Source organism: Citrobacter sp. KH_055_1 (assembly GCF_057838705.1).
On the sequence record NZ_CM174473.1, the window covers coordinates 234,047 to 260,255 of the forward strand.

Genomic DNA, 26,209 nt, shown 5'->3' on the forward strand with positions numbered 1-26,209 from the left:
TCAGTCACCCAGGTATTGAATGGTGATGTGGTATTTAAACACGTGCTGTTCGATGCTGATGGGCTCGCGCTTGCCTTTGCGGTTCAGGTAGGTGATTTCGGTGACCAGCTTGCCGCGGGCGTTGCGCAGTTCGCGCTTGTCGCCGATATCGATGAGCGTCCAGCCCTTCGGCAGCTGTGGCTGCCAGGCGCTAATCGGCCAGTGGCTGAGCATCACGTCGGCGAGCACCTGGCTGGCGGGCGGCAGCTGCGGCACCACGATTGATTGTTCGGCATGCAGCCCTTTTTCATCGTAAGTGACAAGGAACAGGCGGATTCCGACAGAAGAGAGTCCCGCCAGGGTGAGTTTCTTATCGTCGGCATTGAGCATCACCAGCAGCGACTGGGTTTTGCCGTTAAAGCTGCCGGTGAGGAGCTGCTGGGAACTGACCGCCGGAGAGATCCCCGGCGCGGGTAGCGTCACGCGTGCGCCCGGCTCCAGCCACGCCTGTGGTCGGCCTTCTTGTTCGGGCTGTGAGTGGCTGCAACCGGCCAGCATCAGCGTGGCGACAAGCAGGCCCCGCCGGATGGCGCTGCGCTTATCCGGCCTACAATTGATGTGCTGACGTAGGCCGGATAAGGCAACGCCGCCATCCGGCAAAAGCCCACTCAACCAACGAAATATCAGTTTACTCATCGTCTTTTTTTCTCTTTTTCACTGGCATCGCCAGCGGTGACAGCAGGAAGGCGGTGAAAATGCCGCTCACCAGCACGATACCAAAGCTGCTGATAGCCTGGGTGGCACTGAAAACCAGCATGCCGAGGGTCAGCAGCGTGGTCAGCATCGCCAGCGTAATCGCTAAAAATGAGGTTAACGGTGTGCCGCGCGGATTGCTGAAAAACAGCGTGTAGTTAATGCCGATGCCGAGCACCAGCACCAGCGCCAGCAGCGAGAACAGATTGACCGCGTGACCGCTGAGCGCCAGCACCGCCAGACCGCAGCCCAGCGATAACACTGAAGGAACGAGGCTTATCAGCCCTTTGCGCCAGCCAAGTCGCACCACTGCGCCGCAGGCAATCACCGCCAGCGCCACCAACAGCAGGCCGGTCAAAATATGGCGATACAGCGCGAACAGTTCGTCGAAGCTGCTTTTCCGATCCACCCACGCGACGCCGGTGTATTGGGTACTGAGGGTGTTTAATGCAGCGCTGTCTTTCATCCCTTCAACCGGTACCAACACGCCGCTTTCGCCATTGGCCAGGGTCAGCCACAGTAACCGCCAGCCTTCGCTGGCCGGGCTGGCAAGCCAGGCATCGACCGTTACCGGCATGGCGTTAAGTTCGGCATTTACCGTCGCCAGTCCGGCGTTGTTCAGGGCTTTAGTGACGGCTGGCGCAGCGTTTTTCAGCAGGCTGAGATCCTGCTGCTGTCGGGCGAGTGAATTCAGCGGAATAGTGCGATACCCGCCAAGCCATCCCTCTTTTTTCGCCTGCTCCAGCGCAGCAGTAAAGGCTTCCAGCCGTTCCAGCGTTTGCTGTGCAGATTGGCCGTACACCACAAACCACTTCTGATCGACACTCTGCCCGGTCAGCGCGGTAATCGCTTTTTCCTGTGCCAGAATATCCTGCGGCAGCGCCTGAAGCTGCGAGATATCATCGTCCACGCGCAGTGTGGCAAGACCCGCCAGCGAGAACAGGGCCAGCGCCACCGGCAAGCCGACAGAAAGCTTTTTATTGCGTCGCCAGGCCGCAAGCCAGCGTAGCATCAGTACCATCGCCGGAACCGGGCGCACCGGCAGCCCACGACACAGCCACGGGTGCCAGAAAATCACCGTCAGGCAGGAAGCGCTCAGGCCCACCGCCGCGAATACCGCCATCTGACGAATGCCGGGGAAGGGCGCGAGCATCATAATCAGATACGCCGCCACGGTGGTAAGCAGCGCCAGCAGCAGGGCATTGCGCACTTTGCTGAGGCTTTGCCACGGTGAGGTTTCTGCGCCGTGCACCATCCGCTCGGTCAGATAGTAGAGCGTGTAGTCGGCGGAGATCCCGATGATGCTCATGCTCATCACCAGCGTCATCAGGTGCAGCTCGCCAAAAATCAGCAACGTGACGACGGTGCCTGCCAGCGCGCCAATGCCGATCGAAATCAGACACAGCAGCAGCGGGCGCAGGGAACGGAACACCGCCACAATCAGCAAAATCACCCCAAGCAGGGTGGCGACACCGAGGGTCGAAACATCCCGCTTCGCCTGCTGGCTGGCGTAATCGCTGTAGAACATGGTCCCGCGAGACAACAGCTGCGCCTGCGGATATTGCGCCTTGAGTTCACCTTCCAGCGTATTGAGCGTGGTGACCAGTTGGTGCGTCTGCTGCATGTCAAACGACGAACCGGCCAGCTCGCCGTGCAGCAGGTACCAGTAGTTACCCTGTTCATCCTGGGCCGCCAGCCAGCCGTCCATCAGCCGCAGGCGCTGGCCGTTTTTGGCCATTGCCAACTGCGAGCCGCGCATCAGCATCAGCGGGTCGTTTTGCAGCTCTTTGCCGCTGACACCGGAAAAAGCAGAGTAGAGCTGGGAAAGTATCCATTGCGCCTGCGCTTCACCGCCGTTTTGTAGGCGGGCGCGGGTGTCGCTATCGATCAGGCCGTTGCGGTGCTGCCAGAAGAAAGCGCCCCAGGCCTGCTGGCTGTCGGCGTCCATCGGGCCTTTGACCTCAGCCAGCGCCTGCGATTTCTGTAATAGCGACAGCCAGCTGCGGGCAACCTGCGGGTCGGCTTTTTTCCCGGGGCTTACCAGCCAGACCAGTTGCCGGTCAAGGCGCTGCATAAAGCCGTCGTTGAGGCTCGGCGGGATCGCCCCCAGCGTCTGCTTGGGCAGCATTGCCAGGACGCTGCTGTTAAGCCGTGCCTGAGGCAACAGCGTCAGCAACACGCCCAACAGGATCAGGCAGGCGATTCCCCACAGCAGCGCGGGACGTTTACTGGGCGGCAAAGCGTTGGCGTTCATCATCAGTCAGCTGTGCGGGCGTCAGTTGGTGTTGGGAAAGCGTGATGTCGGTGCGATCGCCCTGCTTATCGTTCAGTTGAATGCTCTCCAGATAAGTTTTTCCGGCTAAATCAATGGTCGCGAAAATCTTATCCAGCGGCGTGGTGATCGGCGTCAGGCGCAGCGTCCAGCGGCCTTCACCTTTGTCGGTAAACGCCACGCGGAAGTTCTGTTCCAGCACGTTACGATCCGCCTGGAACAGCGCGCGCAGCAGATGGTTGAACTGGAACATCTGCGGGTTGTTCTCGGCGGTGAGGGTTTGCGGCGGCTGGCCGTTGATCACCTGTACCATCCGTTTGTCATCGAGCAGCAGCTGCATCGGGAACGGGGACGTTTGGTCCCACAGCAATCCCTGGTCACGTGCGATCAACATGTTACCCTGCGATCGTAGCGGCTGCGGCAGATCCTTAATGGTGCGGGTTTGATCGAAGTGAGCGCGGACCACCGGCTGTTCGGTAAAGCGCTGTTGCAGATCATCCAGCGTCAGAGCGCTGACCCATGGGCTGATAAGCAGCGCCAGCAGCGGTAAAAATCTCATGGCGTGACCCCCATACGTTCGAACAGGATAGCCGGGCTGACGAAGCACAGTTCGCGGCTGTTCTCTTCTACCGCCACCTGGATGGTATAGCCGGTAGTCGCGCGTTTGCCGGTTTCGGCATCGAAAATTTCGTAACCAATGCGCAGACGGTTTTCGAACTCCTCAAGGCGGGCGCGTACGCGAATGCGCTGCTCAAAGGTCAGAGGGTTGCGGTACTTGACGCGGGTATCGACCACCGGCCACAGATAGCCCGATTCTTTCATTTGCCGATAGCCATAATCGAACTGGTTAAGTAGCGCCTCGCGGGCAATTTCGAAATAGCGGAAATAGTTGCCGTGCCACGCCACGCCCATCATATCGACGTCGTGGAACGGAATGGTCAGCTCGACTTCAGCCGTAAAGCGGGGATCGTTAAGCACCCTTACTCCTTGTCTTTGGTATCCGGCAGCTGCCAGAAATCGAAAAAGTTAAACCAGTCGAGCGGCGACTGTAGCGCGTAGTGCTCCAGACGTTCGGCGTAGCGATCGATGGCTTGCTGTAACGCGTTTTGCCGGTCGGCGCGCGGCAACAGTAGCGGGTCGGCGAAAGGCTCGCAGTGAATACGCAGTTTCCCCTGTTGTCGCAGGGCGAAAATCAGATCCACCGGGCAGCGTAAAATAGAGGCGAGAATAAAGGGTCCCTGCGGGAAGGGGGCCGCTTGCCCCATAAAGCGGCTCCAGCAGACGCGCCATTCGCCGCCGCGTTGCGGGTTGACTGCAATACGATCGCCGACGATGGCAATCCACTCGCCGCGATCCAGCTTCTCTTTAAGCAGGATCGCGGTATCCGGTCCAATATCGGTTACCGGCAGCAGATTCAGCCCGGCCTGCGGGGCCATCTCTTGCATAATTTGCTTAAAGCGCTGGGCATTGTCGCTAAACACCAGCGCGTTGATGGTTTTGCTGCCCTGTAATTGCGCCAGCGCGCGACAGGCTTCCACATCGCCCAGATGCGAGGCCAGCAGCAGCTTGCCGCGTGGTGAGCTAACGTTGAGCGTCTCTTCAGCGCCAGGGGCAAAGATCACATCGCGGCCTAACCGCAGTTCGCCACGCCAGCTGGCAATTTTATCGAGCATCGCATCGCCAAAACGCAGGAAGTGCTGATAGCTGGTGAGCGATGGCGGCAGCGGCATCTGGCGTGCGGTTAGCTGTTCGCGCACGCGGGCAATCCAGCGTTGGGAGGACTGGCGGGCGGTGGTTGCCGTCAGCCAATAAACGCCGACTACCGGGTAGAGCAGCAGGGAGAATACTTTGCGCCCCAGTAAGCGCCAGACCAGTAGCATCAGGCGCATCCCCCATAAACCCTTCACTTCCTGCTGACGCGCCCAGTGTGGCGATGCGCGGCGAAAAAGCAGCGACGGGATGCGCGGCAACATGCCAAAAAACAGGCGCGTGTGCATCCGTGAAATGCGCAGGTTGTCTTTGAGGGCATCGAAATGAGAGAGACCGTCCAGCGGATAGGTGACGCGGGTGGGGACAAAATAGCTGGTGTTGCCTTGCCAGTAGAGGCGCACCATTACTTCGGTATCAAAATCCATTCGCTTGCCGAGGGTCACGCGCTGCGCCAGGTGCAGCGTCGGCGCAAGCGGGTAAACCCGAAAGCCGCACATGCTGTCTTTGAGCTGGAGCGAGAGCGTTTCAATCCACACCCAGACGTGGGTCACCCAGCGTCCGTACAGGCGCGAGCGGGGTATGGAATCGTCATAAATAGGCTGCCCGGAAATCAACGCTGTTGGGTGAAGCTCCGCCAGTGCAAGCAGCTTCGGGATATCTTCAATGGCATGCTGCCCGTCGGCGTCTACCTGCACCGCGTGGCTGAACCCGGCCGCTGCCGCTGCCTGCATACCGCTAAGCACCGCCGCGCCTTTGCCTGCGTTTTCAGGCAGACGAATTAAGGTCAGATTTTTATCTTCTGCCGCCAGGCGGGCCAGTTCATCCCGCGTGGCGTCGTCGCTGCCGTCATCCACCACAATGCAGGGCAGGCCAAACGGCTGCAAACGTGCCAGCACGCTGGCCATCATTGCGCCATGGTTGTAGCAGGGGATCAGCACGCAGGGAGAAAACGTTAACGGCATAACCGGATCTTCCCGCTGCTGGCGGTATGGCGTGCTTCGCCGTCGTGGCGCTGGTAGCTGAAGGTCAGTATCTGGCGCTCTTCTTGCCAGTTCAGGGCTAGCGTGACGGTGTTTTCCGGTAACAGCGGAGCCTGAAATTTCACGTTCTGAATGCTGTGAAAGCGCCAGCCGGGGGCGAGCAGCGTGGTGGCGTAGTGCATTACCCAGTCCATCTGCGCGACGCCGGGCAGCAGCGGCTGCACGGCAAAATGTCCGCAGAACCAGAATAGAGAAGGGTCGAGATGCAAAACAATCTCCACCTGCTGAGGTTGTGCCTGATGACGCTCAATTTCATGGGGTTTCATGGAATAACTCCTGTAATTGCGCATAGACACGCTTGTTCATACTGTTCACCGGGATTTCGTCAATCACCCGCCAGTATCGGGGAACAGCAACCGGCTCCAGCCATGGGCGCAGCGCGCGCCGCCAGCTCAGCTCTTGTGGTTTCCCTCCGCGCTGATACCAGCGTTGACGCGTTTCGTTATCCAGAACCAGCAGGACGCCAACGCCCTGGCGTCCGCCGCGTGAGACAGGCATAGCAGCAACGTCGCAGATGCCGTCCAGTGCCAGCAGACGGCGCTCTACTTCGCTTAGCGAAATACGCTTTTCTTCAATTTTGACCACCCGGCCCCGCCGTCCCATCAGGCGGAACTGACCGTTTTCTGCAAAATGCAGAATATCGTCGAGCAACAGGCCATCATCAGCAGCAATCAGCGGGGAAAATACGCGAAACGCGTCATTTTCTGACCGGAATCTGATGTCGGGGAAGGGCTGCCATGCTACATCATCCTGCTGGCGATAACGCCAGGCGAGGATGCCGGTTTCAGTGCTACCGTAGATCTCATCAGGCCAGACGTTTAGCCAGTCTGCTGTCTGCGTGACGTCCTGCCAGGGCAGCATACCGCCCGCTGACAGAACCATCCGGACCGGCGGCGCGGCAAGCTGGTGGTCGAGGCGTTTCAGAAACGCCGGGCTGCTGATAAACACATACTGATGCTCATGGCCCAACGCCGCCAGTTGTTCGGCGTACCAGAGCATTGCCGCGTGTAGCGGCAAGCCCAAGGACATCGGCAGGAAGATACGAAATGTCAGGCCGTACAGATGCTGTGGCAACACTGATGCCACCACCCGACAACCTGTTAAACGGTCGGCAAAGCGCGCGGCGAGCAACGCCGCTTCGTTATCGAGACGCCCGATCGGTTTAACGACCCGCTTCGGCTGGCCGGTAGAGCCGGAGGTGAAGAGTTCCACAAAGGCGTCGCTGCGGATGGGGGGGAACGTCACGTCGTCTGTGGCGGCCGTCATGGCAGACTGGACAACCTGTAGCGGACCCTGCCAGTTCAGCGTTTTATCGCTCAATACGCCGTCAAACAGCGCATGCTGCTCGTTCAATAATGAAACGCGACAATGGCCCGGGATCACCGGCGTTTTGCCAGCATGGAGCGTTGCCAGCAGTGCCACGATAAACAGATAGCTGTCCTCAAAGCACAGTGCCCAGCGTTCACCCTCCTGCTGCTGCAGGTGCGTTATCAACCGGGCAACATCGTGGCGTAGATGGCCGAGTGTCCAGGTCGCGTCTTCTAACCACGCAACGGGTACGTCGGATGGACGTGGAGCGCTGAGCCACTCAGAGAGTGGAAGGGGCTGCTTCATGGGTTATCTCGTTTTATCACCTGGCGGCGCACCAGCCACTCTCCTGCCATCAGCGTTCCCATCAGCAGGTAGGAGAGCATGCCGTTCCACACCGTCCACAGGGACATATCGCCATACAGCGCGGTACCGAGCGCAATGCTGCCATTGAGGATGAAAAAGGCACACCAGATTTGCGTGACGCGGCGCGTGTAGCGCACACCTGCTGCGGGTAGATTGGGATCGCGCAGCCGTGCCAGGCGTTCGACAACCGGCATGGTAGACCAGAGTGAGCCACCAAAGACTGCCAGCATGACCCCGTTGACCACCACCGGATAAAACAGCAGCAACTGGTGCGTTTTGAGCAGATAGCTGGTAACGCAAAGCGTGATGCCCGCTACCGCCACTATCTGCGTCACGACGCGCAACGGTCCCGCCTGTCGCCGGGTCTGGCGAAAGCGTACAAACAGCAGCAATGCCATCAGCGGTAGCAGCCAGTGCAGGCCGTTATGTGCCAGGCCAAACCAGATTAAAAATGGCCAGGCCAACAGCAGTAAGCCTGTCAGCAGTTGTACGACTGGCAGCGAACGCGCGCCCGACACGATGCGTTATGCTTCTTTGAGCAGGCGTTCTACCGCATCGACGACATCCTGCACTGTCCGCACCGCTTTAAATTCCTCCGGCTTGATTTTCTTGCCGGTTTTCTTTTGCAGATGCACGATCATGTCAACAGCGTCAATGCTGTCCAGTTCCAGATCGTCGTACAGGCGCGCCTCGGGCTTAATGTCCTGTGGGTCGACTTCAAACAGCTTAACCAGCAGCGCGGAGACTTCTTCGTAAATGGCTTTTTGTTCAGTCATAACGGACTTTCCTCAGGCACGTTGCGCGTGAATGAAAGATGCCAGCGTGGCGACGGAGAAGAAGTGCTGGCGCATCTCTTCGCTCTCAGCCGAGAGAACCACGCCATACTCATTTTTCACCGCCAGGCCTAACTCCAGGGCGTCGATGGAGTCCAGCCCTAAGCCATCGCCAAACAGCGCTGCGTCGGTTTCAATATCGTCAGCAGTAAGTTCGTCGAGATTCAATGTCGTTATAATGAGATTTTTGATTTCAAGATAAAGCGCTTGCATCATTAATTCCTGAAAGAGGTAACGTACCTGGTTGTAATTGAAGCAAAAGATGCCGGTTCAACTGCCTTGCGGCCAGCGCCGGTTCTTGTGAATTTGCATCGTAAAATTGGTCGATTTTTACCCGTGCGCGGACGGAAATGGTAAATACGGGTTTAGCCGGTGGAATGTCATACCATTTGCTTTGCTTATCAAGCATTTGCTCGCTGCAGCTAATCGTGACTATGCGTAAGTCGCTGTGGCAGCGCACGGCGATATTTGCCGCACCACGCTGGAGCGTCATTTCCTCACCGGGACGCGTGCGTGTCCCCTCGGGGAAAATCAATATTGTGTTGCCTTGTTCCAGCCGCTGCTGGCAGGCGGGCAACAGTGCATCAGCCTGGCTGTTAATCAGATAATCCGCCGCCCGGACTACGCCGCCGAGGAACGGATTCTTCAGGAGCGCGCTTTTCACCAGACAGTCTGTTTCTGCCATGACCGAAGCCAGTAGCACATAGTCGATGAGCGTCGGATGGTTGGCGACGACCAGACATCCTCGTTCCTTGAGCAAAACGTCACGCCCTTCAATGTGGTAATCCAGCACGCCAAGCCCCTTCGTCACCGTTAAAAAGAGACGAAAACTGGCGGCTATGCTGCGTCTGGCAATGCGCCGACGTCTGGAATTATTCCATACTGTGATTAACAATACGTTAAACCAGATAGTGGAAAGGAGCAGTCCGCCGATGCCAAACAGGGCGAAGCATAAACCGGTCATCACCAGTCGCCATGCCCGGTTAAGGGTCTGGAACACCGCGCTCATCCCTGACTCCATTGCCACTGTACGCGTTCACCCGTCAGCGTAAACGCCGGGGTATCTCGCAGATAGTGTTGTAAAAACAGCAGGCTTTGCGGCAACGTGGACTCGCCGTGGTCGCGGTATGGGCGGGTTTCACACCGCCACTGACTACCTGGTTCAATAACCAACGCGACGGCAAATGGCCAGGTCGGCATGTCAGCAGGCAGCTGCGGGTGATAAAACTCAGGCAGGAAACCATCGAAATCGACCATTAACACCCGCTGATATCCCGCCTGTAGCAGGCCCATCACTTCGCATAACCCTTGCTGGAACGTGTCTTTGCCTGCTGAGAGCGAGGAGGAGACGATCGGTTTTTTTGCGGCGATGGTCAGGTTGCCGACGGCGGAGTTATGCACGGACAGGGCAAAATCGGTCGGAGAGATTGGCTGCTCTGTCGCCAATGCGTGCAGAATGCGGTAGTTACGTTCCAGTTCACCGTGACGACTGGTATAGAGGACGGCATCGATCGCATGACGACGGAGCATTGCCAGCCCGCACTCGACGGCCAGCTTGCTACCCGAACTGAGGCGGCGAGCGGTCATCATCGGTAATTCACTGAGCTTTCCCTGTGGCGCGGCTGGATCGATGGTGTGCGAAAGCCGTGACCATTCATGCCACTGTGCCGCTTCGCTTAATCCTGGAGCTTTTGCCTGCCAGTCGGTAATGTTTAATGCAAATTTCATCAACGCGCGTCCGCGATAAATCGGTTATTCCAGTTGTTTGTTATTTTTTCTTCTGGCATATCAATAAAGTATGCCCAATACCCAGGTTATCGTGGCGTTCATCTACCTGAAAACCTGCCTGTTTCAGATAGTGATAAAACTTCTCTACGCTGTAGAAACGACTGTTGCCGTTCGCCATACAGGTAAAATAAAGCGAAGACGCATTCAGGCTAAATGAGGCCGCTTCAAATTTCTGCGCATCCCAGAACAGTTCCATAATGCAGAGTTTGGCACCGGGTTTCATTACGCCGGCAATCTTGCTCAGCATGGCGATAATTTGCTCCGGGGAAAAACAGTCCAGGAATTGACTCATCCACCAGATATCAGCCTCTGCGGGTAAAGGCGAGTCACTAAGCATATCCACAGCATGGAACTTTATGCGATGAGATAATCCTGCATTTTCGATATTTTCACGGGCCAGCGCAATTTGTTGTGGTAAATCTAATAACGTGACGGCGATATTGTCATCATGCTGACAACAACGTAATGCCCATTTTCCGGTATTTCCGCCGACATCGTACAGGGTTGCAGGGGCATTGGCGAATACATACGGTAATGCCGCGTCAAATGCCCCGTCTGAATAGTAATGATCAAAAGCAAACCAACTTTCACGCGCCGCCAGCGGTAATTGCGACAGGGCGGGATAAATGGTTGGCCAGTCGCCAAATATTTTTAATCCGGCGGGTTTACCTTCTTTCAGCGCATTTTCCAGATAGAACAGCCCCTGATAGCAAACATCCTGAGTGAAATCCATGTTCACTCTGGTCATCGTGTCATGTAAAAGAAAATGACCGATTTTGGCGAGGTAATAATATCCCTCTTTGTGGGTAATGATGCGCCCACTTAATCCCATATCCAGCAATATGCTGGCGGCATATTCGTTGATGGTGCTGTTTTCGGTAATTTCGTCGAGCGTAGCGCCGCGTTTACCTTGCTTATCCAGCCAGGTCAGTACTCCCGCATTTCGCAGGCACAACGCGGTTTGAAAAAGCATAGGGGCAAATGCGATACGTTGTGCTTCAGTAATAGCATCCAGTGCGCTGAGCGAGTCCTGTTCGTACATGTGGGAACAACCTGTTGAGTGGCAGATAGTGAGGTTATCGGGCCTTATCGGCCCGACTTTAGGCATAATTACAGATTGGCACCGGCTGCCAGATTGACCTGAATGTCTTTGTCCAGATTGCGCACCCAACGGTTATAGTTTTTATGAATTTTTCCGCCTGAAGCCTGCAGGTTAAGACTGCTGTCATATTTGATGTCGTAGCTGGTCGCGGTGTAGGTGATACGGACTTCTGCCACGTGATCGCGTGTCTGTTGACGAGCTTTGATCACCCCCGGGTTAATTTCCGTCATGATCCACTGGCGTTGAATGCCGGCTTTTAGAATGGCGTTTTTAACCTGGTCCTGAGTGTGCCCCGCGCTAACGCTTGAGTGAACTTGATCGATCGGCGCAGTACGCGCACAGCCTGCCAGCGCGCCGACAACCGCAATAGCGGCAAACCACTTAATATACTGTTTCATTAAAACTCCCTATCACGGTATTTTTATACGATTGAAATAATAAGTGATGAAATTATTCTCGCCTTTCATCATCTGTATCTTTATTTAAGCTAAATTAGAGTTGTATTCCACATGACAGATAACACGGTGCTGGTGGCATGATTTCTTAATATTTAATGGTTTTCTTCAGTTGAAAATTTTGCAGCAACATGATTGGTGCGAAGTATACGTTATCAAGCTAAGCGCATCAATTTAAATGGTTTTTAAATATAGTGGGTTAGTGCCGGAGATGTGTTTTTGGAAGGTTTTTTATTTTAGTTATTATGGTTTTACTTTGTATATTGGTTTTTTATTTAAGTTAAGATGGTAATGTCTGCGTTATTACCATCTTATTCGTAATATATAAACTACCTTGTCTGGTAGTTTATCCCGGTAATCGACTTTTCGGTCTACCGGGGCCAAGCAAAATTGCCAGCTTGCTGCCACCCCTGGTGGTTTCCATCCAGATTTTACACACGCTGGTAAGCGGCACGGAAAGTAACATGCCGACCGGACCTAGCAGCCATCCCCATACCAGTAAGGACAGGAAGACAACAAGCGTCGACAGGCCTAAACGATGGCCCATCATACGCGGCTCGAGGATATTGCCAATCACCATATGTACGACCAAAAATAGGGCGCCGACCAGCACGCATTCGTAAATCCCGTTGAACAGCAGCGCCTGCAGCATGGGAGGGACGGCGGAAATCACCGAGCCAATATTGGGTACATAGTTAAGCAGGAATGCCAGCACGCCCCACATCAGCGCAAACTGAATGCCCATTAGCGCCAGTCCCAGCCAGACGATAGCCCCGGTCCATAAGCTGAGCAATGTTTTTAACGCCAGGTAGTGAGAAACGCCCTTCAATGCACGGTGCAGACCCGCAATATGGATCTGCGGATTATTCAGCGCAAAGCGCAGCTTGTAAGGAACATGGCGCACCTCAAACAGCATAAACACCACCGTCATTACCAGCAGGAAGACGCTGGCCATTGCGCCGGAAAGTCCGGTCATCAGCGTGGTCGTGAAGGTCATTAGCTTGTCGGAGTCAATACGTTGCAGTAGACGTTCTGGCGACATGTGCAGGTTAAGAAAAGGCACCATCTCTTGCACGTAGAGGACCTTGCGCGTCAGCTCCTTGTTGTACTTTGGCAGCATGTCCATGAATTCCGTGATTGAAGATGCGAGAACGCCGACCAGCGCGGTGAGCACGAACAGCATCACTACCACCACCAGCGTAATGGCAATCGGGCGACGCAGCCCCCGGCGAATAAACCAGGTCACCAGCGGGTTCAGGACGATGGCAAAAAAGAGGGCCAGCAACAGCTGCACAATAATGTCGGCAGCCGCATGAATACCTGCGAGGATCACCACCAGGGCGGCCAGTTTGAGCAAAATATGCAAACCTGTTTTATCAGGCTGAGCGCTTGTCATGTGTTCTTCCTTTTTACGTTTTGCTCTAAGTGTAGCGGCTGGCTTACGACCTATATTCCTAAACTGTCTGCTGATTTCTGCCCGGCAACATGGTAGAAATGAAACACTGTTGTAAAAATGTGGTGACCCTTCATGCCCGAACCCGTCGCTGAACCGGCGCTTAACGGATTTCGTCTTAATCTGCGCATTGTCTCGGTGGTGATGTTTAACTTCGCCAGCTACCTGACTATTGGCTTGCCGCTCGCGGTGCTACCCGGATATGTTCATGATGTAATGGGTTTTAGCGCCTTCTGGGCTGGGCTTGTGATCAGCCTGCAATATTTCGCCACCTTGTTGAGCCGCCCGCATGCGGGGCGATACGCCGATCTGCTGGGGCCGAAAAAGATTGTCGTGTTCGGGCTGTGCGGCTGTTTTTTAAGTGGCCTGGGCTATTTGCTGGCGGGAACAACCAGCGGCTGGCCGATGGTGAGCTTACTGTTGCTGTGCCTCGGGCGTGTGATCCTGGGGATTGGGCAAAGTTTTGCCGGTACCGGTTCAACGCTGTGGGGCGTGGGTGTGGTGGGCTCCATACACATTGGGCGGGTGATTTCATGGAACGGTATCGTCACCTACGGGGCGATGGCGATAGGCGCGCCGCTGGGCGTGCTGTGTTACGCCTGGGGTGGTTTGCAGGGACTGGCGCTGACCATCATGGCGGTGGCTCTGTTAGCAATACTGTTGGCGCTGCCACGTCCGGCGGTGAAGGCCAGCAAGGGCAAGCCGATGCCGTTTCGCGCGGTGCTCGGGCGCGTCTGGTTGTACGGTATGGCGCTGGCGTTGGCTTCCGCTGGTTTTGGGGTGATCGCCACCTTTATCACGCTGTTTTATGACGCCAAAGGCTGGGACGGCGCGGCATTCGCGTTGACGCTGTTTAGCTGTACGTTTGTCGGGACCCGCCTGTTATTCCCAAACGGCATTAACCGCTTAGGCGGGTTAAATGTGGCGATGATCTGTTTTAGCGTGGAAATAGTTGGGCTGCTGCTGGTAGGGATGGCGGATCTGCCGTGGATGGCGAAAGTAGGCGTTCTGTTGGCAGGTGCGGGGTTCTCGCTGGTGTTCCCGGCGCTGGGCGTGGTGGCGGTAAAAGCGGTGCCGCAGCAGAATCAGGGCGCTGCGCTGGCGACCTACACGGTATTTATGGATCTCTCACTGGGGATTACCGGGCCGCTGGCGGGACTGGTGATGACGTGGGCGGGCGTACCGGTTATTTATCTGGCGGCAGCCGGGCTGGTGGCGGTGGCGTTATTGCTGACCTGGCGGTTAAAAAAACGGCCCCCGGAGGACTCTGCGGAGGCCGTGTCATCGTCTTAACCGTTACTGGATAACCAGCGTGTTAATGATGTTCTCTGCGGTCGCCTGCGCTTTCTGCTGATCGTCAGCAGGCAGCGTGATCTGCAGGGTCAGAAGCTGGTTGTCCACTTTGCCCAGCACCACAGAAGAGTAAGCGGTCTGGCCTTTGGCGGAGATGATGCTGTCTAACTGCTGCAGGGTATGGCCCTTCAGCTCAATCGACTTGTTGGTGACGACCTGCAGCTGCGGGTCACGGCTACGCTGCTGATCTTCCAAGCGTTTGGCCAGCACGGTCAGGTCTTCACTGGTGTCATCACCGACAATCACAATCACTGCTTTCTGGCCGGTTGCGTCAGAATACACGTGCATATTGTTGGCCTGAGTACCCAGCTTGCCGCTCTGATCGGTCATATCTGCTGGCAGGGAAAAACTGAGCTTGCCGTCCAGCAGGCTGACCGGTTGTCCGGCGGCGTTACTTTCCGCGGCAGCACCCTCGGCTGGCGCTTTGGTATCGCTATTATCACAGGCCGCAAGCCCCATAACCAGCAGGCCAATACCGACATATTTAACCAGATTGCGCATTGACTTCTTCCTTTCGATAAACGGCCATAACGGCTCATTCGTCCATCTTATCACAACTCGGAAAATGAACCTTTAACTCGTCTGTAATGCCGCGATTTCGGATTTATCTGCCAGCCTTTTCAGTAACATATTCAGCAACACACCGTACATCGGCAGGAAGAAAATAATACTGATCAGCACCTTGAAACAGTAATCGACCAGCGCGATTTCCATCCAGTGCTCGGCCATAAAGGCATCCGGGCTGCGCCAGAAGGCGATAAAGAAGAAGGCCAGCGTATCGCTGATGTTGCCAAACAGCGTGGAGGCGGTAGGTGCGAGCCACCAGCGGCGGTTTTGACGCAGGCGGTTAAAGACGTGCACATCCAGAATTTGACCCAGTGCGTAGGCCATAAAGCTGGCGGCGGCGATACGGGCGACAAACAGATTAAAGTGCAGCAGCGCGTCAAATCCTTGCCAGGACCCCATATAAAACAGCGCGGAAACCCCATAGGAGATCAACAGCGCGGGGATCATGACCGCAAAAATGATGCGTCGTGCCAGCGGTGCGCCAAAAATGCGAACGGTCAGGTCGGTGGCGAGGAAAATAAACGGAAAGCTAAAGGCGCCCCATGTGGTATGGAAACCGAAGATGGTGATCGGCAGTTGTACCAGATAGTTGCTGGATGTGATCACCAGCAGATGGAATAGCGATAGCCAGAACAACGCTTTTACGCGCTGAGTTTGTGTAAACGGAGTCATATTGTACCTTTTTAGTCAAGAATTGGGGTGAGGGAACCCAATAAAACGGTCGCATGATACTGCTTTAACAGGGCTTTGCAATGGTTGTTTTTCACGCAATCGTTAACCTGATTGGCTTACTGACCAACAGAGCGTAAAATAACGCCGTTTTTTATTGAACGAGACAACGATGAGCGATTTGTTTACCTCTCCCGACCATACCCTTGATGCCCAAGGGCTGCGCTGCCCGGAACCAGTGATGATGGTGCGTAAAACTGTGCGCGGCATGCAGGCCGGTGAAACGCTGCTGATTGTCGCGGACGATCCGGCGACAACCCGCGACATTCCCGGCTTTTGTACGTTTATGGAACATGAGCTGGTGGCCAAAGAGACCGACTCTCTGCCGTACCGCTATTTAGTGCGCAAAGGTCAGTAAGCTTGTTTGCCGGATGGCGGCGCAAGCGCCTAATCCGGCCTACAAATGACGAACAACCAGTCGGTCTGATAAGCGAAGCACCATCAGGCGAGAAACAGGCACTACCCTTTCCGTAACAGCCGCAGCGCGTTGGCGGTCACCAGTACCGTTGCACCTGTATCTGCCAGCACCGCCAGCCACAATCCGGTTATCCCCAGTAGCGTGGTTATCAGGAAAATCCCCTTCAGACCCAGCGCAATGGCAATGTTCTGGCGAATATTGGCGTGAGTGGCGCGCGCCAGTTGGATCATTTGCACCAGGCCGCGCAGGCGGTTATGGGTCAGGGCGGCATCCGCCGTTTCCAGCGCGACGTCGGTGCCGCTTCCCATCGCAATGCCGATGGTGGCTGCTTTCATTGCCGGCGCGTCGTTAATCCCGTCCCCAACCATCGCCAGCGGGGACTGCTGGTTCAGGCTGGTCACTACCCGAACTTTATCCTCCGGTAGCAGGCCTGCTTTGAATTCCAGCCCCAACTCACCGGCAATTGCTGCCGCCGCACGTGGGTTATCCCCGGTCAGGATCACGCCTTTTACGCCCAATTGATGAAGCTCGTTGATGGCGGTCAGGGCGTCGTCACGCAGTGTATCCTGTAAGGCCAGCACGCCGAGCACCGCATCGTTGCGCAGCACCAGTACCACCGTTTGCCCGGCGCTTTCCAGTTCGCTAATCTGTCCGGCTAAGGCTTCGGCAGGCTGTTTGCCCGCTGCGCAAATCAGTATCCGCTCGCCGTTGACCTGCGCTTCAATACCCGAACCCACCAACGCCCGCTGCGCTTGTGCTGCCGGGATGGTCAATTCACGGGTCTGCGCTTCACGGACAATCGCCTGAGCCAGCGGGTGCGTGGCACCTTGCTCAACCGCTGCCGCCAGCGCCAGCAGTTCGGACTCGCTGATGCCGCTCGCCGGATGAATCGCCGTCACGCGCGGTTTACCCACGGTTAGGGTACCGGTTTTATCGAATGCCACATGAGTGACCCTACCTAATTGCTCCAGCGCGGCTCCGCCTTTAATCAGCGCCCCACGCCGCGCCGCTGCCGCCAGCCCGGAGGTAATTGCGGCAGGCGTTGAGATCACCAGCGCACACGGGCAGCCAATCAACAGCAGCGTCAGCCCTTTATAAATCCACTCCTGCCAGGAAGCGGCAAACAGCAGTGGGGGAACAAGAGTGACCAGCAGGGCGATTGCCATAATGGCCGGAGTGTAAATGCGGCTGAAGCGATCAATAAATCGCTCAATCGGGGCCCGACGCTCTTCGGCTTCTTCTATCAGCTTCAGGATGCGGTCAATGGCGCTGGCGCCCGGTTCAGACAGGACTTCCAGCGTGACAAGGCGGTCAACGCTGGTGGCGCCCGCCGGGACTTTATCGCCCGTGGCGCGTTCGACAGGAATAGATTCGCCGGTCAGGGCGCTTTCATCAAAGCTGGCAAAGCCGGAGACCAGTTTGCCGTCGGCGGGTAAGCGCCCACCTGCAGCCACTTCAATCACGTCGCCGGGCTGGAGGCTGTTAATGGCCACTTCTTCGCGCTCGCCATTGCGCAGGCGGATTGCGGTTTCGGGTTTTAGCGCCATCAGCGCGCTGACCCCTTTGCGGGCGCGGCTGGCAGCCCATCCTTCCAGGCGTTCGCCAATTAAAAACAGCAGCAGTACCATCGCGGCTTCCGCCGTGGCACCAATAAACAGCGCACCAATGGCGGCGACGCTCATTAACGTTTCAATGGCAAAGTAGCTGCCGGTTTTCATCAGGCGCAGCGCCTGACGGGCAATGGGATACAGCCCGACCAGCGTCGTGGCGATAAACGCCATCTGACCAAAGGGATGATTGAACTGCTCCAGCCCCCAGCTAATCGCCATCATGACGATGAGCGTGATCAGCGGCAGATTTTCTTTAAACCGCGACTCGGGTGCGGCTTCCGGTGCTTGCTCATCGCGCAGGGTATAGCCCGCTTTTTGCACCGCGTTTTCTATGTTCTGGCGAATATCGGCCACGGCATCGACCACCAGTTTTTCGGTAGCGAACAGCACCTGAACCTGGTTGACGCCGCTGACCTGGCGGACCGCATTTTCAACTTTACGCGCGCAGGCGGCGCAATCCATGCCTGAGACTTTCCAGGTATAGCGCGTGCCGTCCACCGTATTGGATACGGGCGTGGGTGAGGGTGCGGCTGTCGAGCAACGGCCTTCACTGCAGCAGTCATCAACCTTCTGGGGTGCTGGTGCGAGCTTGAATGAAGAAAATTGTGGGGCCTTTTTGCCATTGGTATCGGGCGTCGACATGGCATCCTCCGGTTGATAATCATTTCGTATTAACCGGAGGATACACTCTGGAGTCGACTCCAGAGTCAAGCGTTTTTAAAGGTACAGTGAACGTACAATCAGGAAATGTCCGGCGAAGTAGCAGGCGGCGGCAATGGCGTTATCGGCGCGGAAGCGGCGGCGATAATGACTACCCAGCCAGACAATATTGCCGATGAACAGCAATGAGGCACCCATAAATGCCGACAGCGCCGGGGCGGTTGGGCGGAAGAACCACAGCTCGCCAGCCATCCAGACCATCATCAGGGTGATGCCGATAAAGGTGCAGATGGCGACGCGCAGTTCTTCCAGCCGCGTCCAGATCACGGCGATCAGCAGGGCACCCAATACCAGCAGCACCAGCGGCAGAGGCCAGAAGAATGACATCGTCATTTGGCTGGCGAAATAGATGGTATAGAGCAAATGCGACAGGAAAAACGCCCCCACGGCGTACAGCAGACGTTGACGCGGCAACAGCGTCAGCGCATCGCCGAGCAGTGAGGCCAACAGGCCGGCCAGCACCAGATAGCTGATGGCATTAAACATTGGCGCCTGCCAGGCCAGCAGCAACAGCAGCAATAATGTCAGGGGTTTAAAGACCCAGCGTTGCCAGGTGGGGCCACGATAGGACGCATCCACGAACAGCCATGCGGAAAGACAAACAGCGATAAACGACCAAAGCATCTTAGTTCCTTGAATTCGTTATTTTTTCGTAAGCGGGGTGCTTACGGCTCTTCTGTCCAGTGTAGAGGTCGATACCGCCAGATGACAACACCATAACAGGCAGGGTATGCTTATTTCCGCATTTTCTGATGGGTTAATAAAATGAGTAAGCCACCACTTTTTTTCATTGTTATCATTGTATTAATCGTTGTCGCCGCGTCGTTTCGCTTTGTCCAGCAGCGCCGGGAAAAAGCGGATAATGATGCAGCGCCGCTGGTGCAAAAGCAGGTTGTGGTGAGCAATAAGCGGGAAAAACCGCTGAATGACCGACGTTCGCGCCAGCAGGAAGTGACTCCAGCGGGTACCAGCATGCGTTATGAAGCGAGCTTTAAGCCACTTAGCGGGGGAATGGAGCAGACGTTTCGCCTGGATGCACAGCAGTATCATGCGTTAACGGTCGGCGATAAAGGCACGCTGAGTTACAAAGGGTCGCGCTTTGAGGGATTTAAGACTGGGCAATAACCCCGAACGGCATAGTATTTATTCCGCCACTGGCGACAATAAATTCAACTGAAATATATAATATCATTCAAGTATAGTTGTTATTTATTTAACTGTGGTAATACCGTTATTATTATATTTTTTGTGTGATGCAACATCGATCACATCACTATTCTGCTATCCGATTTTCACTATCATACTATTTCAATATTATATCAGGTATACAAAAATATAATTTTAAATGGCTAAGGAATTTATATGGCAAATGCAATGTGGTTAACCTTGAATGGACAGGCGCAGGGATTGATTTCTGCTGGATGCGCCTCGGTAAATTCGATAGGAAATAAATCACAACCTGCCCATCGTGATCAGATAATGGTAATGACAGTTAATCATGGCATGAGCCGGGTACAAAATGTGAACCATCAATGTTTGACGTTTATTAAGCCAGTAGATAAATCCTCACCGTTATTAGGTAAAGCCATAACTGAAAATGAAACATTGAGCTGTGAATTTAGCTTCTATCGCACCAGTCAGACGGGTTTAAACGAGTGCTATTACACGTTAAAACTGATTAATGCCAGAATATCCAGCATCCATCTTCAGGTACCTCATACCATTGATGACAGCGCGGGGCAGCCAGAAGAAATTATTGAGCTGTCGTATGAGTCTATTGCCTGGGAACACCTTATTGCAGGAACCAGTGCATACAGCATCTGGGATGAACGAATTTTTTAAGGAGTAATAATGGAAGGGTATTATGACTGGATTAGGAATCATCGTGAAGATATTCGCAGGGGAAATAATTGGCAGCGTAATCAGCGTTTCGAAAATGAAATCAGAACGCTACAAAATAATCTGTCCGGTAATGCCCAGCACATCATGTTGCTCACCCCTGACGAGGCGCAGGGCGTGATTGAAGATTTACTGGGCAGTAAACCCGTCAGTTTTTCGACGAATTATGCCGGTAACATCAAAGATGCGGCTGATGCGACTAGAAAGCTGTCGAAGCTTTTTTCTTATCAGCAGGCCGGAAAAATAGTCTTCACCTTAAAAGGCCTTGGGATCAAAGCAACGCAGTATGCTTATCAGGGAAAGCTGTATGTGAAGATTACTGGCTACCCTTCTCTGCGGCGCATTCTGAACGGCACCCGTTACCGGATTAATCATCCCAGGGTGCTTGAAGTGGGCATTGGCAGCGCCGGGTTTCGAAACGGTATTATGTCAGGCGCCAGGTTCTGCATCTGGTTTTCCGCATGCTGGCGGTTGATAGAGTTTATCTTTAAATCAGAACATGACGTTGCCGCATTGCTGGGGAATGTGACGATGGATGTGGCGAAGGTGATTGTGAGTGTTTTTGTCTCAAGATTATCAGGCAATGTTATTCGTTGGGGCGTCTCTCTTTTTGTAACGAGTGCGGCTGTTCCCGTTTGGGGAGAAATTATTGGTGCTGTTGCGTTAGGTCTATTCATTGCCTGGTCTCTGAATGAAGTGGACAAAAAATATGAGCTATCAGACAAACTGATAGCGTGTATTCGTGAGGGACTTAAAGAACGGCAAAGAATCGAAGAGTGGAACGCCCAACGATTGGGGTACAGAAACTCCCTTTACGGCGGAATTTATTGATATGAATATTAATCTGGAGAGCATTAAGAAAAGATGTTGTTTGTTTCTTTTTATGCTTTTTGTGGGAGGGATTAGTTGGGGGTTTTATTATGCCAGTGTGCCAGACATTACCGATCTTATTGAATCCAGGAGCATTGTTTATTTTTTCTGGGGGTCGTTTTGTCTGTTGCTTATGTTTCCTGTAGGGTTTTTCTTTGTTTTATGTATTGCCTACGTGACCTTTACGAAAAGCATGCAGCCGCCTAAATTCTTCGACAGGGCATTTACTATCGGTATCCATGTTGCGGGGGTAGGATTTGTTATTGGTAATATCCTCTCTTTTATTGTCATTTTTTATCCTCTTGGTACTAACTATGTTTTATGTGAGCGTCCAGGCCCGACGTCTGGCACCTATTACACCCGGACAGAAGAGATTTGCGAGCAGGTGAAATACCTGAGGAAAACAAGAGCCAGTAAAGATATACCAAAACTGAAAGATCAACTGGACGGCATATTACCACCGTGATGACGTTTTTTCGCCCGGCTCGCAACGCGCCACCGGGCGAAGGGATCACGATTTATTTCTTCAACTGCGTTTTAATTTTCTTCTGCCACACCAGCAACTCAAACACGCCGAACAGGAAAATACGCACTTTCTCGCCGGTGGTCATCTGCGGGCCGTCTTTCGGCAGGGTGCTTTTTAGCAGCGCAAGCTGCATGCCGTGCATCAGCACCATAAACACCAGCGCCACGTTAACGAAGATATTGAGCGGGCGCGGGAAGGGCTGAAAAAGGTTGAGCAGCAAGAATGCCCAGACGCCCAGCATCAGCAGGCGTCCCAGGTTAATCAGCATGGTGTTCTCCTCGTGCTTCACGTTGATACAGGCGATAGGCAACCTGGCCGGCGACTTTTTCACGATACAACGACCAGTTAACCGGAACCGGCGGCAGGCCGTTTTCGACTTCGCTCTCAACGTAAATATACGCCTCGTTTGCCAGCCAGCCATTCGTTTCCAGAAGCGTTAATGTTTCTTCCAGTAATCCTTTACGAAACGGCGGATCAACAAACACCACATTATGCGGCGACCCTGTCTGAGCCAGAAACGCCAGCGTATTGGTGTTGACGACGCGGGCGTGATTGGCCTTCAGCGTGACGAGATTTTTTTGTAGCTGCTGAGACACCGCCCGATCCATTTCCAGAAGCGTTGCGCCTGCGGCATAACGGGAGAGTGCTTCCAGTCCCAGCGCACCGCTGCCAGCAAAGCAGTCCAGACACTGGGCATCGACCATCATTGGTGCCAGCCAGTTAAACAACGTTTCGCGGACACGGTCAGTAGTGGGTCGCAGACCCGGGCTGTCCGGAACCGGGAGTTTACGGCCGCGCCATTGCCCGCCAATAATGCGGATCTGACCGCTGCCTGAGTGATTCGGTTTTTTCATTTCTATTATTGCTCAATCCGCAGGTGACGTGTCATTCCAGGCGGTGATGTGAGTTAAGTTAACCCGTCGCCTTTCAAGTGACCTCTTCGTTGGCTGCACTTACTCACCCGAATCACTTACTAAAGTAAGCTCATCGGGATTCGTGCGCTTGCCGCCTTGACGTAACTCGAAATTCATTGGGTATAAGTGATAGACTATTTCATCATTTTTTTAGCTGCTATGTACATAGCGTTGACGCTGTGCCATGAAGCAACAGCGGGGAGTGTAGTCGCAAATGGCGAAAGAGAAAAAACGTGGCTTTTTTTCCTGGCTGGGCTTTGGTCAAAAAGAGCAGGCACCGGAAAACGAGACAGAATTAAAAAACGAAGAACAACAACAGGTTGTAGAAGAATCTGCCGTTGTTGAGGAACAGCCGCGCGCGCAGGAAACCCATAGCGAAGCCGAAACGGAGGCCTTTGCGGCTGAAGTTGTGGAAGTCACTGAACAGGTTGCAGAAATCGAAAAACTGCAGCCTGAACCAGAACCTGTGGTCGAGCAACCGCAGCCGGAGGTTGAACCGGTTGTTGAAGCCCCTGCGCCAACGGCGGTTATTGAACACGAAGAGTTACCGCTGCCGGAAGAAGTAAAAACCGAAGAAATTTCGCCAGAAGAATGGCAGGCTGAAGCGGAAACCGTTGAAATTGTTGAAGCGGTTGAAGAAGAAGCGGAAAACGAACCGCAGCTGACCGACGAAGAACTGGAAGCGCAGGCGCTGGCTGCTGAAGCGGCAGAAGAAGCCGTCATGGTTGTGCCGGTAGAAGAACCTGTCGTAGAAGAACCTGCTGTAGAAGAGCCAGCAGAAGAAGAAACGGTACAAGAACAGGAGAAACCGACGAAAGAAGGCTTCTTTGCGCGTCTGAAACGCAGCCTGCTAAAAACCAAAGAAAACCTCGGTTCCGGATTTATCAGTCTGTTCCGCGGTAAAAAGATCGACGATGATCTGTTTGAAGAACTGGAAGAGCAGTTGCTGATCGCCGATGTGGGGGTAGAAACCACCCGTAAGATCATCGCCAACCTGACGGAAGGGGCCAGCCGCAAGCAACTTAAAGATGCTGAAGCGCTGTACGGTCTGCTGAAAGATGAAATGGGCGAGATTCTGGCGAAGGTTGATGAACCGCTAAATGTGGATGGTAAGACGCCGTTTGTTATCTTGATGGTTGGCGTGAACGGTGTGGGTAAAACCACCACCATCGGCAAGCTGGCACGTCAGTTCGAGCAGCAGGGCAAATCGGTGATGTTGGCTGCGGGAGATACCTTCCGTGCGGCGGCGGTCGAGCAGCTGCAGGTCTGGGGCCAGCGTAACAACATTCCGGTGATTGCGCAGCATACCGGCGCGGATTCCGCGTCCGTTATCTTTGATGCCATCCAGGCGGCGAAGGCGCGTAACGTTGACGTGCTGATCGCCGATACCGCAGGTCGCTTGCAGAACAAAGCGCATCTGATGGAAGAATTGAAAAAAATCGTTCGCGTGATGAAAAAGCTCGACGAAGATGCGCCGCATGAAATTATGCTGACCCTTGACGCCAGTACCGGGCAGAATGCCATAAGCCAGGCCAAACTGTTCCATGAAGCGGTGGGTTTGACCGGTATTACCCTGACCAAGCTGGACGGTACGGCGAAAGGTGGGGTAATTTTCTCGGTTGCCGACCAGTTTGGCATCCCTATCCGCTACATCGGTGTGGGCGAACGTATCGAGGATTTACGTCCGTTTAAAGCGGACGATTTTATAGAGGCACTTTTTGCCCGAGAGGATTAACAATGATTCGCTTTGAACATGTCAGCAAGGCCTATCTCGGTGGGAGACAAGCGCTGCAGGGAGTCACATTCCATATGCAGCCTGGCGAGATGGCGTTTCTGACCGGCCACTCCGGTGCGGGGAAAAGTACCCTGCTGAAGCTGATCTGTGGGATTGAACGGCCCAGTGCCGGGAAAATTTCCTTCAGCGGGCATGACATCAGCCGTTTGAAAAACCGTGAAGTGCCGTTTCTGCGTCGCCAGATCGGCATGATTTTTCAGGATCACCATCTGCTGATGGATCGGACCGTTTTTGACAACGTGGCGATTCCGCTGATTATCGCGGGTGCCAGCGGGGACGATATTCGTCGCCGCGTGTCAGCGGCGCTGGACAAGGTCGGGCTGCTGGACAAAGCGAAGAATTTCCCGATTCAACTCTCCGGCGGTGAGCAGCAGCGCGTGGGAATTGCCCGTGCGGTGGTGAATAAACCTGCGGTACTGCTGGCGGATGAACCGACCGGGAACCTCGATGACGCGTTGTCGGAGGGGATCTTACGCCTGTTCGAAGAGTTCAACCGCGTCGGGGTTACGGTATTAATGGCGACGCACGACATTGGGCTGATCTCCCGTCGTTCCTATCGCCAGATGGTCCTGAGCGACGGACACCTGCATGGAGGCCTGGCGCATGAATAGACGTGACGCTATTAATCAAATCAAACAGTTCGGCGGGCGACTGGATCGTTTTCGTAAATCGGGCGGTGCGCCAGGTGACGGGGGACGCAACGCGCCGAAGCGGGCAAAATCCTCACCAAAGCCGAACTCACGTAAAACCAATGTCTTTAACGAGCAGGTACGCTATGCGTTCCAGGGCGCGTTACAGGACCTGAAAAGCAAGCCGCTGGCGACGTTCCTGACGGTGATGGTGATCGCCATCTCCCTGACGCTGCCGAGCGTGTGTTACATGGTCTATAAGAACGTAAACCAGGCGGCAAGCCAGTATTATCCGTCCCCGCAGATCACCGTGTATTTGCAGAAAACGCTGGATGATGACGCGGCGGCGCGGGTGGTTGGTCAATTGCAGGCCGAGCAGGGCGTGGAGAAGGTGAATTATCTTTCCCGCGACGATGCGCTGGGTGAATTCCGTAACTGGTCTGGTTTTGGCGGTGCGCTGGATATGCTGGAAGAGAACCCGCTGCCGGCCGTGGCGGTGGTTATCCCAAAACTGGATTTCCAGGGCACGGAGTCGCTGAACACGCTGCGTGATCGGGTGGCACAAATCAATGGTATTGATGAAGTGCGCATGGATGACAGCTGGTTTGCGCGGCTGGCGGCGTTGACGAGTCTGGTGGGGCGCGTTTCGGCAATGATTGGCGTGCTGATGGTGGCCGCGGTGTTCCTGGTTATCGGCAACAGCGTACGACTGAGCATTTTTGCCCGTCGCGATACCATCAACGTACAGAAACTGATTGGTGCAACGGATGGGTTTATCCTGCGACCGTTCCTCTACGGCGGAGCGCTGCTTGGCTTTTCGGGCGCTTTTCTTTCACTGATTTTGTCAGAAATTTTGGTGATGCGTCTGTCTTCAGCGGTCACTGAAGTGGCACAGGTTTTTGGAACTAAATTTGATATCAACGGCTTATCATTCGACGAGTGCCTGCTGCTGCTGCTGGTGTGCTCAATGATTGGCTGGGTGGCAGCCTGGCTTGCCACGGTCCAACATTTACGCCACTTTACCCCTGATTAAAAAATCTCTGGTATAATCTTTCCCTGCACTGAGAAGTTCGCTCTGCAGGGAAAGAGTCCCTGTTGTCTCTTCCCGACATAGTCATTG

At 54.6% G+C, this 26,209-nt stretch carries 30 protein-coding genes; 9 read left to right on the forward strand and 21 right to left on the reverse strand.

Annotated elements, in window-relative coordinates:
- The 15 genes from AC3ITF_RS01120 to AC3ITF_RS01190 all read right to left on the reverse strand — a co-directional run bounded on the left by AC3ITF_RS01120 (nucleotide 1) and on the right by AC3ITF_RS01190 (nucleotide 13,002).
- Nucleotides 1–537, reverse strand: coding sequence for a DUF3261 domain-containing protein (locus tag AC3ITF_RS01120; protein ID WP_489176425.1), 537 nt, complete (start codon nucleotides 535–537; stop codon nucleotides 1–3).
- Between the two features lie 130 nt (nucleotides 538–667).
- Nucleotides 668–2,989 (reverse strand): MMPL family transporter, encoded by a 2,322-nt coding sequence (locus AC3ITF_RS01125; RefSeq protein ID WP_489176083.1) that lies wholly within the window; start codon nucleotides 2,987–2,989, stop codon nucleotides 668–670.
- The gene (locus AC3ITF_RS01130; RefSeq protein ID WP_115257252.1) at nucleotides 2,958–3,563 is read right to left on the reverse strand and encodes a LolA family protein; all 606 of its coding nucleotides are present in this window, start codon (nucleotides 3,561–3,563) and stop codon (nucleotides 2,958–2,960) included. The genes AC3ITF_RS01125 and AC3ITF_RS01130 overlap by 32 nt, the downstream gene beginning before the upstream one ends.
- The gene (locus AC3ITF_RS01135) at nucleotides 3,560–3,982 is read right to left on the reverse strand and encodes an acyl-CoA thioesterase (protein WP_146718114.1); all 423 of its coding nucleotides are present in this window, start codon (nucleotides 3,980–3,982) and stop codon (nucleotides 3,560–3,562) included. Before AC3ITF_RS01135 ends, AC3ITF_RS01130 begins: the two co-directional genes overlap by 4 nt.
- 2 nt (nucleotides 3,983–3,984) lie before the next feature.
- Nucleotides 3,985–5,676 carry a glycosyltransferase family 2 protein gene (locus AC3ITF_RS01140; RefSeq protein WP_181695201.1) on the reverse strand — a complete coding sequence of 564 codons (1,692 nt, stop codon included), beginning with the start codon at nucleotides 5,674–5,676 and terminating at the stop codon, nucleotides 3,985–3,987.
- The gene (locus AC3ITF_RS01145) at nucleotides 5,667–6,020 is read right to left on the reverse strand and encodes an ApeI family dehydratase (RefSeq protein ID WP_117342488.1); all 354 of its coding nucleotides are present in this window, start codon (nucleotides 6,018–6,020) and stop codon (nucleotides 5,667–5,669) included. The genes AC3ITF_RS01140 and AC3ITF_RS01145 overlap by 10 nt, the downstream gene beginning before the upstream one ends.
- Nucleotides 6,007–7,368, reverse strand: coding sequence for an AMP-binding protein (locus AC3ITF_RS01150; RefSeq protein ID WP_181695202.1), 1,362 nt, complete (start codon nucleotides 7,366–7,368; stop codon nucleotides 6,007–6,009). Before AC3ITF_RS01150 ends, AC3ITF_RS01145 begins: the two co-directional genes overlap by 14 nt.
- Entirely contained in the window at nucleotides 7,365–7,946 is a 582-nt protein-coding gene (locus AC3ITF_RS01155; RefSeq protein ID WP_115257257.1) for a COG4648 family protein, read from the reverse strand. Before AC3ITF_RS01155 ends, AC3ITF_RS01150 begins: the two co-directional genes overlap by 4 nt.
- A gap of 6 nt (nucleotides 7,947–7,952) precedes the next feature.
- The gene (locus AC3ITF_RS01160; protein WP_096759208.1) at nucleotides 7,953–8,204 is read right to left on the reverse strand and encodes an acyl carrier protein; all 252 of its coding nucleotides are present in this window, start codon (nucleotides 8,202–8,204) and stop codon (nucleotides 7,953–7,955) included.
- A 12-nt stretch (nucleotides 8,205–8,216) separates the two neighbouring features.
- Complete coding sequence (locus tag AC3ITF_RS01165; RefSeq protein WP_096759209.1) at nucleotides 8,217–8,474, reverse strand: phosphopantetheine-binding protein; 258 nt, start codon at nucleotides 8,472–8,474, stop codon at nucleotides 8,217–8,219.
- The gene (locus AC3ITF_RS01170) at nucleotides 8,455–9,270 is read right to left on the reverse strand and encodes a lysophospholipid acyltransferase family protein (RefSeq protein WP_182259950.1); all 816 of its coding nucleotides are present in this window, start codon (nucleotides 9,268–9,270) and stop codon (nucleotides 8,455–8,457) included. The genes AC3ITF_RS01165 and AC3ITF_RS01170 overlap by 20 nt, the downstream gene beginning before the upstream one ends.
- Complete coding sequence (locus AC3ITF_RS01175; protein ID WP_117342485.1) at nucleotides 9,267–9,989, reverse strand: beta-ketoacyl synthase chain length factor; 723 nt, start codon at nucleotides 9,987–9,989, stop codon at nucleotides 9,267–9,269. The genes AC3ITF_RS01170 and AC3ITF_RS01175 overlap by 4 nt, the downstream gene beginning before the upstream one ends.
- 40 nt (nucleotides 9,990–10,029) lie before the next feature.
- Nucleotides 10,030–11,091 (reverse strand): class I SAM-dependent methyltransferase, encoded by a 1,062-nt coding sequence (locus AC3ITF_RS01180; protein ID WP_115257260.1) that lies wholly within the window; start codon nucleotides 11,089–11,091, stop codon nucleotides 10,030–10,032.
- 68 nt (nucleotides 11,092–11,159) lie between these two features.
- Nucleotides 11,160–11,537, reverse strand: coding sequence for a hypothetical protein (locus AC3ITF_RS01185; protein ID WP_135912828.1), 378 nt, complete (start codon nucleotides 11,535–11,537; stop codon nucleotides 11,160–11,162).
- 415 nt (nucleotides 11,538–11,952) lie between these two features.
- Entirely contained in the window at nucleotides 11,953–13,002 is a 1,050-nt protein-coding gene (locus AC3ITF_RS01190) for an AI-2E family transporter (RefSeq protein WP_115257262.1), read from the reverse strand.
- A gap of 132 nt (nucleotides 13,003–13,134) precedes the next feature.
- Here AC3ITF_RS01190 and AC3ITF_RS01195 point away from each other — a divergent pair, with 132 nt between their 5' ends.
- Nucleotides 13,135–14,352, forward strand: a complete 1,218-nt coding sequence (locus tag AC3ITF_RS01195; protein ID WP_096759215.1) for an MFS transporter — start codon at nucleotides 13,135–13,137, stop codon at nucleotides 14,350–14,352.
- Nucleotides 14,353–14,355: 3 nt separating this feature from the next.
- On the opposite strand, the gene AC3ITF_RS01200 is transcribed toward AC3ITF_RS01195, so the two are convergent.
- A complete protein-coding gene (locus AC3ITF_RS01200) occupies nucleotides 14,356–14,913 on the reverse strand; it encodes a DcrB family lipoprotein (RefSeq protein WP_115257264.1) in 558 nt (185 codons plus the stop codon).
- 72 nt (nucleotides 14,914–14,985) lie between these two features.
- Nucleotides 14,986–15,651 (reverse strand): 7-cyano-7-deazaguanine/7-aminomethyl-7-deazaguanine transporter, encoded by a 666-nt coding sequence (locus AC3ITF_RS01205; protein ID WP_096759217.1) that lies wholly within the window; start codon nucleotides 15,649–15,651, stop codon nucleotides 14,986–14,988.
- A 169-nt stretch (nucleotides 15,652–15,820) separates the two neighbouring features.
- On the opposite strand from AC3ITF_RS01205, the gene tusA reads away from it, so the two are divergent.
- On the forward strand, nucleotides 15,821–16,066 hold the full coding sequence (gene tusA, locus AC3ITF_RS01210; protein ID WP_003827551.1) for a sulfurtransferase TusA: 246 nt from the start codon (nucleotides 15,821–15,823) through the stop codon (nucleotides 16,064–16,066).
- A gap of 101 nt (nucleotides 16,067–16,167) precedes the next feature.
- Here the strand turns inward: tusA and zntA are convergent, their stop codons facing one another.
- Complete coding sequence (gene zntA, locus AC3ITF_RS01215) at nucleotides 16,168–18,378, reverse strand: Zn(II)/Cd(II)/Pb(II) translocating P-type ATPase ZntA (RefSeq protein ID WP_489176084.1); 2,211 nt, start codon at nucleotides 18,376–18,378, stop codon at nucleotides 16,168–16,170.
- Nucleotides 18,379–18,453: 75 nt separating this feature from the next.
- Complete coding sequence (locus AC3ITF_RS01220) at nucleotides 18,454–19,080, reverse strand: lysoplasmalogenase (protein ID WP_096759219.1); 627 nt, start codon at nucleotides 19,078–19,080, stop codon at nucleotides 18,454–18,456.
- A gap of 141 nt (nucleotides 19,081–19,221) precedes the next feature.
- Here AC3ITF_RS01220 and AC3ITF_RS01225 point away from each other — a divergent pair, with 141 nt between their 5' ends.
- The 4 genes from AC3ITF_RS01225 (at nucleotide 19,222) to AC3ITF_RS01240 (ending at nucleotide 21,691) form a co-directional block, all read left to right on the forward strand.
- Nucleotides 19,222–19,581 carry a DUF2500 domain-containing protein gene (locus AC3ITF_RS01225; protein WP_115257266.1) on the forward strand — a complete coding sequence of 120 codons (360 nt, stop codon included), beginning with the start codon at nucleotides 19,222–19,224 and terminating at the stop codon, nucleotides 19,579–19,581.
- A 237-nt stretch (nucleotides 19,582–19,818) separates the two neighbouring features.
- The gene (locus AC3ITF_RS01230) at nucleotides 19,819–20,298 is read left to right on the forward strand and encodes an Hcp family type VI secretion system effector (RefSeq protein WP_181629995.1); all 480 of its coding nucleotides are present in this window, start codon (nucleotides 19,819–19,821) and stop codon (nucleotides 20,296–20,298) included.
- A gap of 9 nt (nucleotides 20,299–20,307) precedes the next feature.
- A complete protein-coding gene (locus AC3ITF_RS01235) occupies nucleotides 20,308–21,186 on the forward strand; it encodes a hypothetical protein (RefSeq protein WP_411509537.1) in 879 nt (292 codons plus the stop codon).
- Nucleotide 21,187: 1 nt separating this feature from the next.
- A complete protein-coding gene (locus AC3ITF_RS01240) occupies nucleotides 21,188–21,691 on the forward strand; it encodes a DUF1240 domain-containing protein (RefSeq protein WP_249359153.1) in 504 nt (167 codons plus the stop codon).
- 52 nt (nucleotides 21,692–21,743) lie between these two features.
- Here AC3ITF_RS01240 and AC3ITF_RS01245 read toward each other — a convergent pair whose 3' ends face one another.
- Nucleotides 21,744–22,019, reverse strand: a complete 276-nt coding sequence (locus AC3ITF_RS01245) for a DUF1145 family protein (RefSeq protein ID WP_181630000.1) — start codon at nucleotides 22,017–22,019, stop codon at nucleotides 21,744–21,746.
- The gene (rsmD, locus tag AC3ITF_RS01250; RefSeq protein WP_411509538.1) at nucleotides 22,009–22,605 is read right to left on the reverse strand and encodes a 16S rRNA (guanine(966)-N(2))-methyltransferase; all 597 of its coding nucleotides are present in this window, start codon (nucleotides 22,603–22,605) and stop codon (nucleotides 22,009–22,011) included. The genes AC3ITF_RS01245 and rsmD overlap by 11 nt, the downstream gene beginning before the upstream one ends.
- A 274-nt stretch (nucleotides 22,606–22,879) precedes the next feature.
- Here rsmD and ftsY point away from each other — a divergent pair, with 274 nt between their 5' ends.
- From ftsY to ftsX, 3 genes are read left to right on the forward strand one after another with little or no spacing between them, the layout of a single operon-like run.
- Nucleotides 22,880–24,400: a signal recognition particle-docking protein FtsY gene (gene ftsY, locus AC3ITF_RS01255; protein WP_137399867.1), complete on the forward strand. Its 1,521-nt coding sequence runs from the start codon at nucleotides 22,880–22,882 to the stop codon at nucleotides 24,398–24,400.
- A gap of 2 nt (nucleotides 24,401–24,402) precedes the next feature.
- Nucleotides 24,403–25,071 (forward strand): cell division ATP-binding protein FtsE, encoded by a 669-nt coding sequence (gene ftsE / locus AC3ITF_RS01260; protein WP_096759224.1) that lies wholly within the window; start codon nucleotides 24,403–24,405, stop codon nucleotides 25,069–25,071.
- A complete protein-coding gene (gene ftsX / locus AC3ITF_RS01265) occupies nucleotides 25,064–26,122 on the forward strand; it encodes a permease-like cell division protein FtsX (RefSeq protein WP_096759225.1) in 1,059 nt (352 codons plus the stop codon). The genes ftsE and ftsX overlap by 8 nt, the downstream gene beginning before the upstream one ends.
- Nucleotides 26,123–26,209 lie beyond the last annotated feature (87 nt).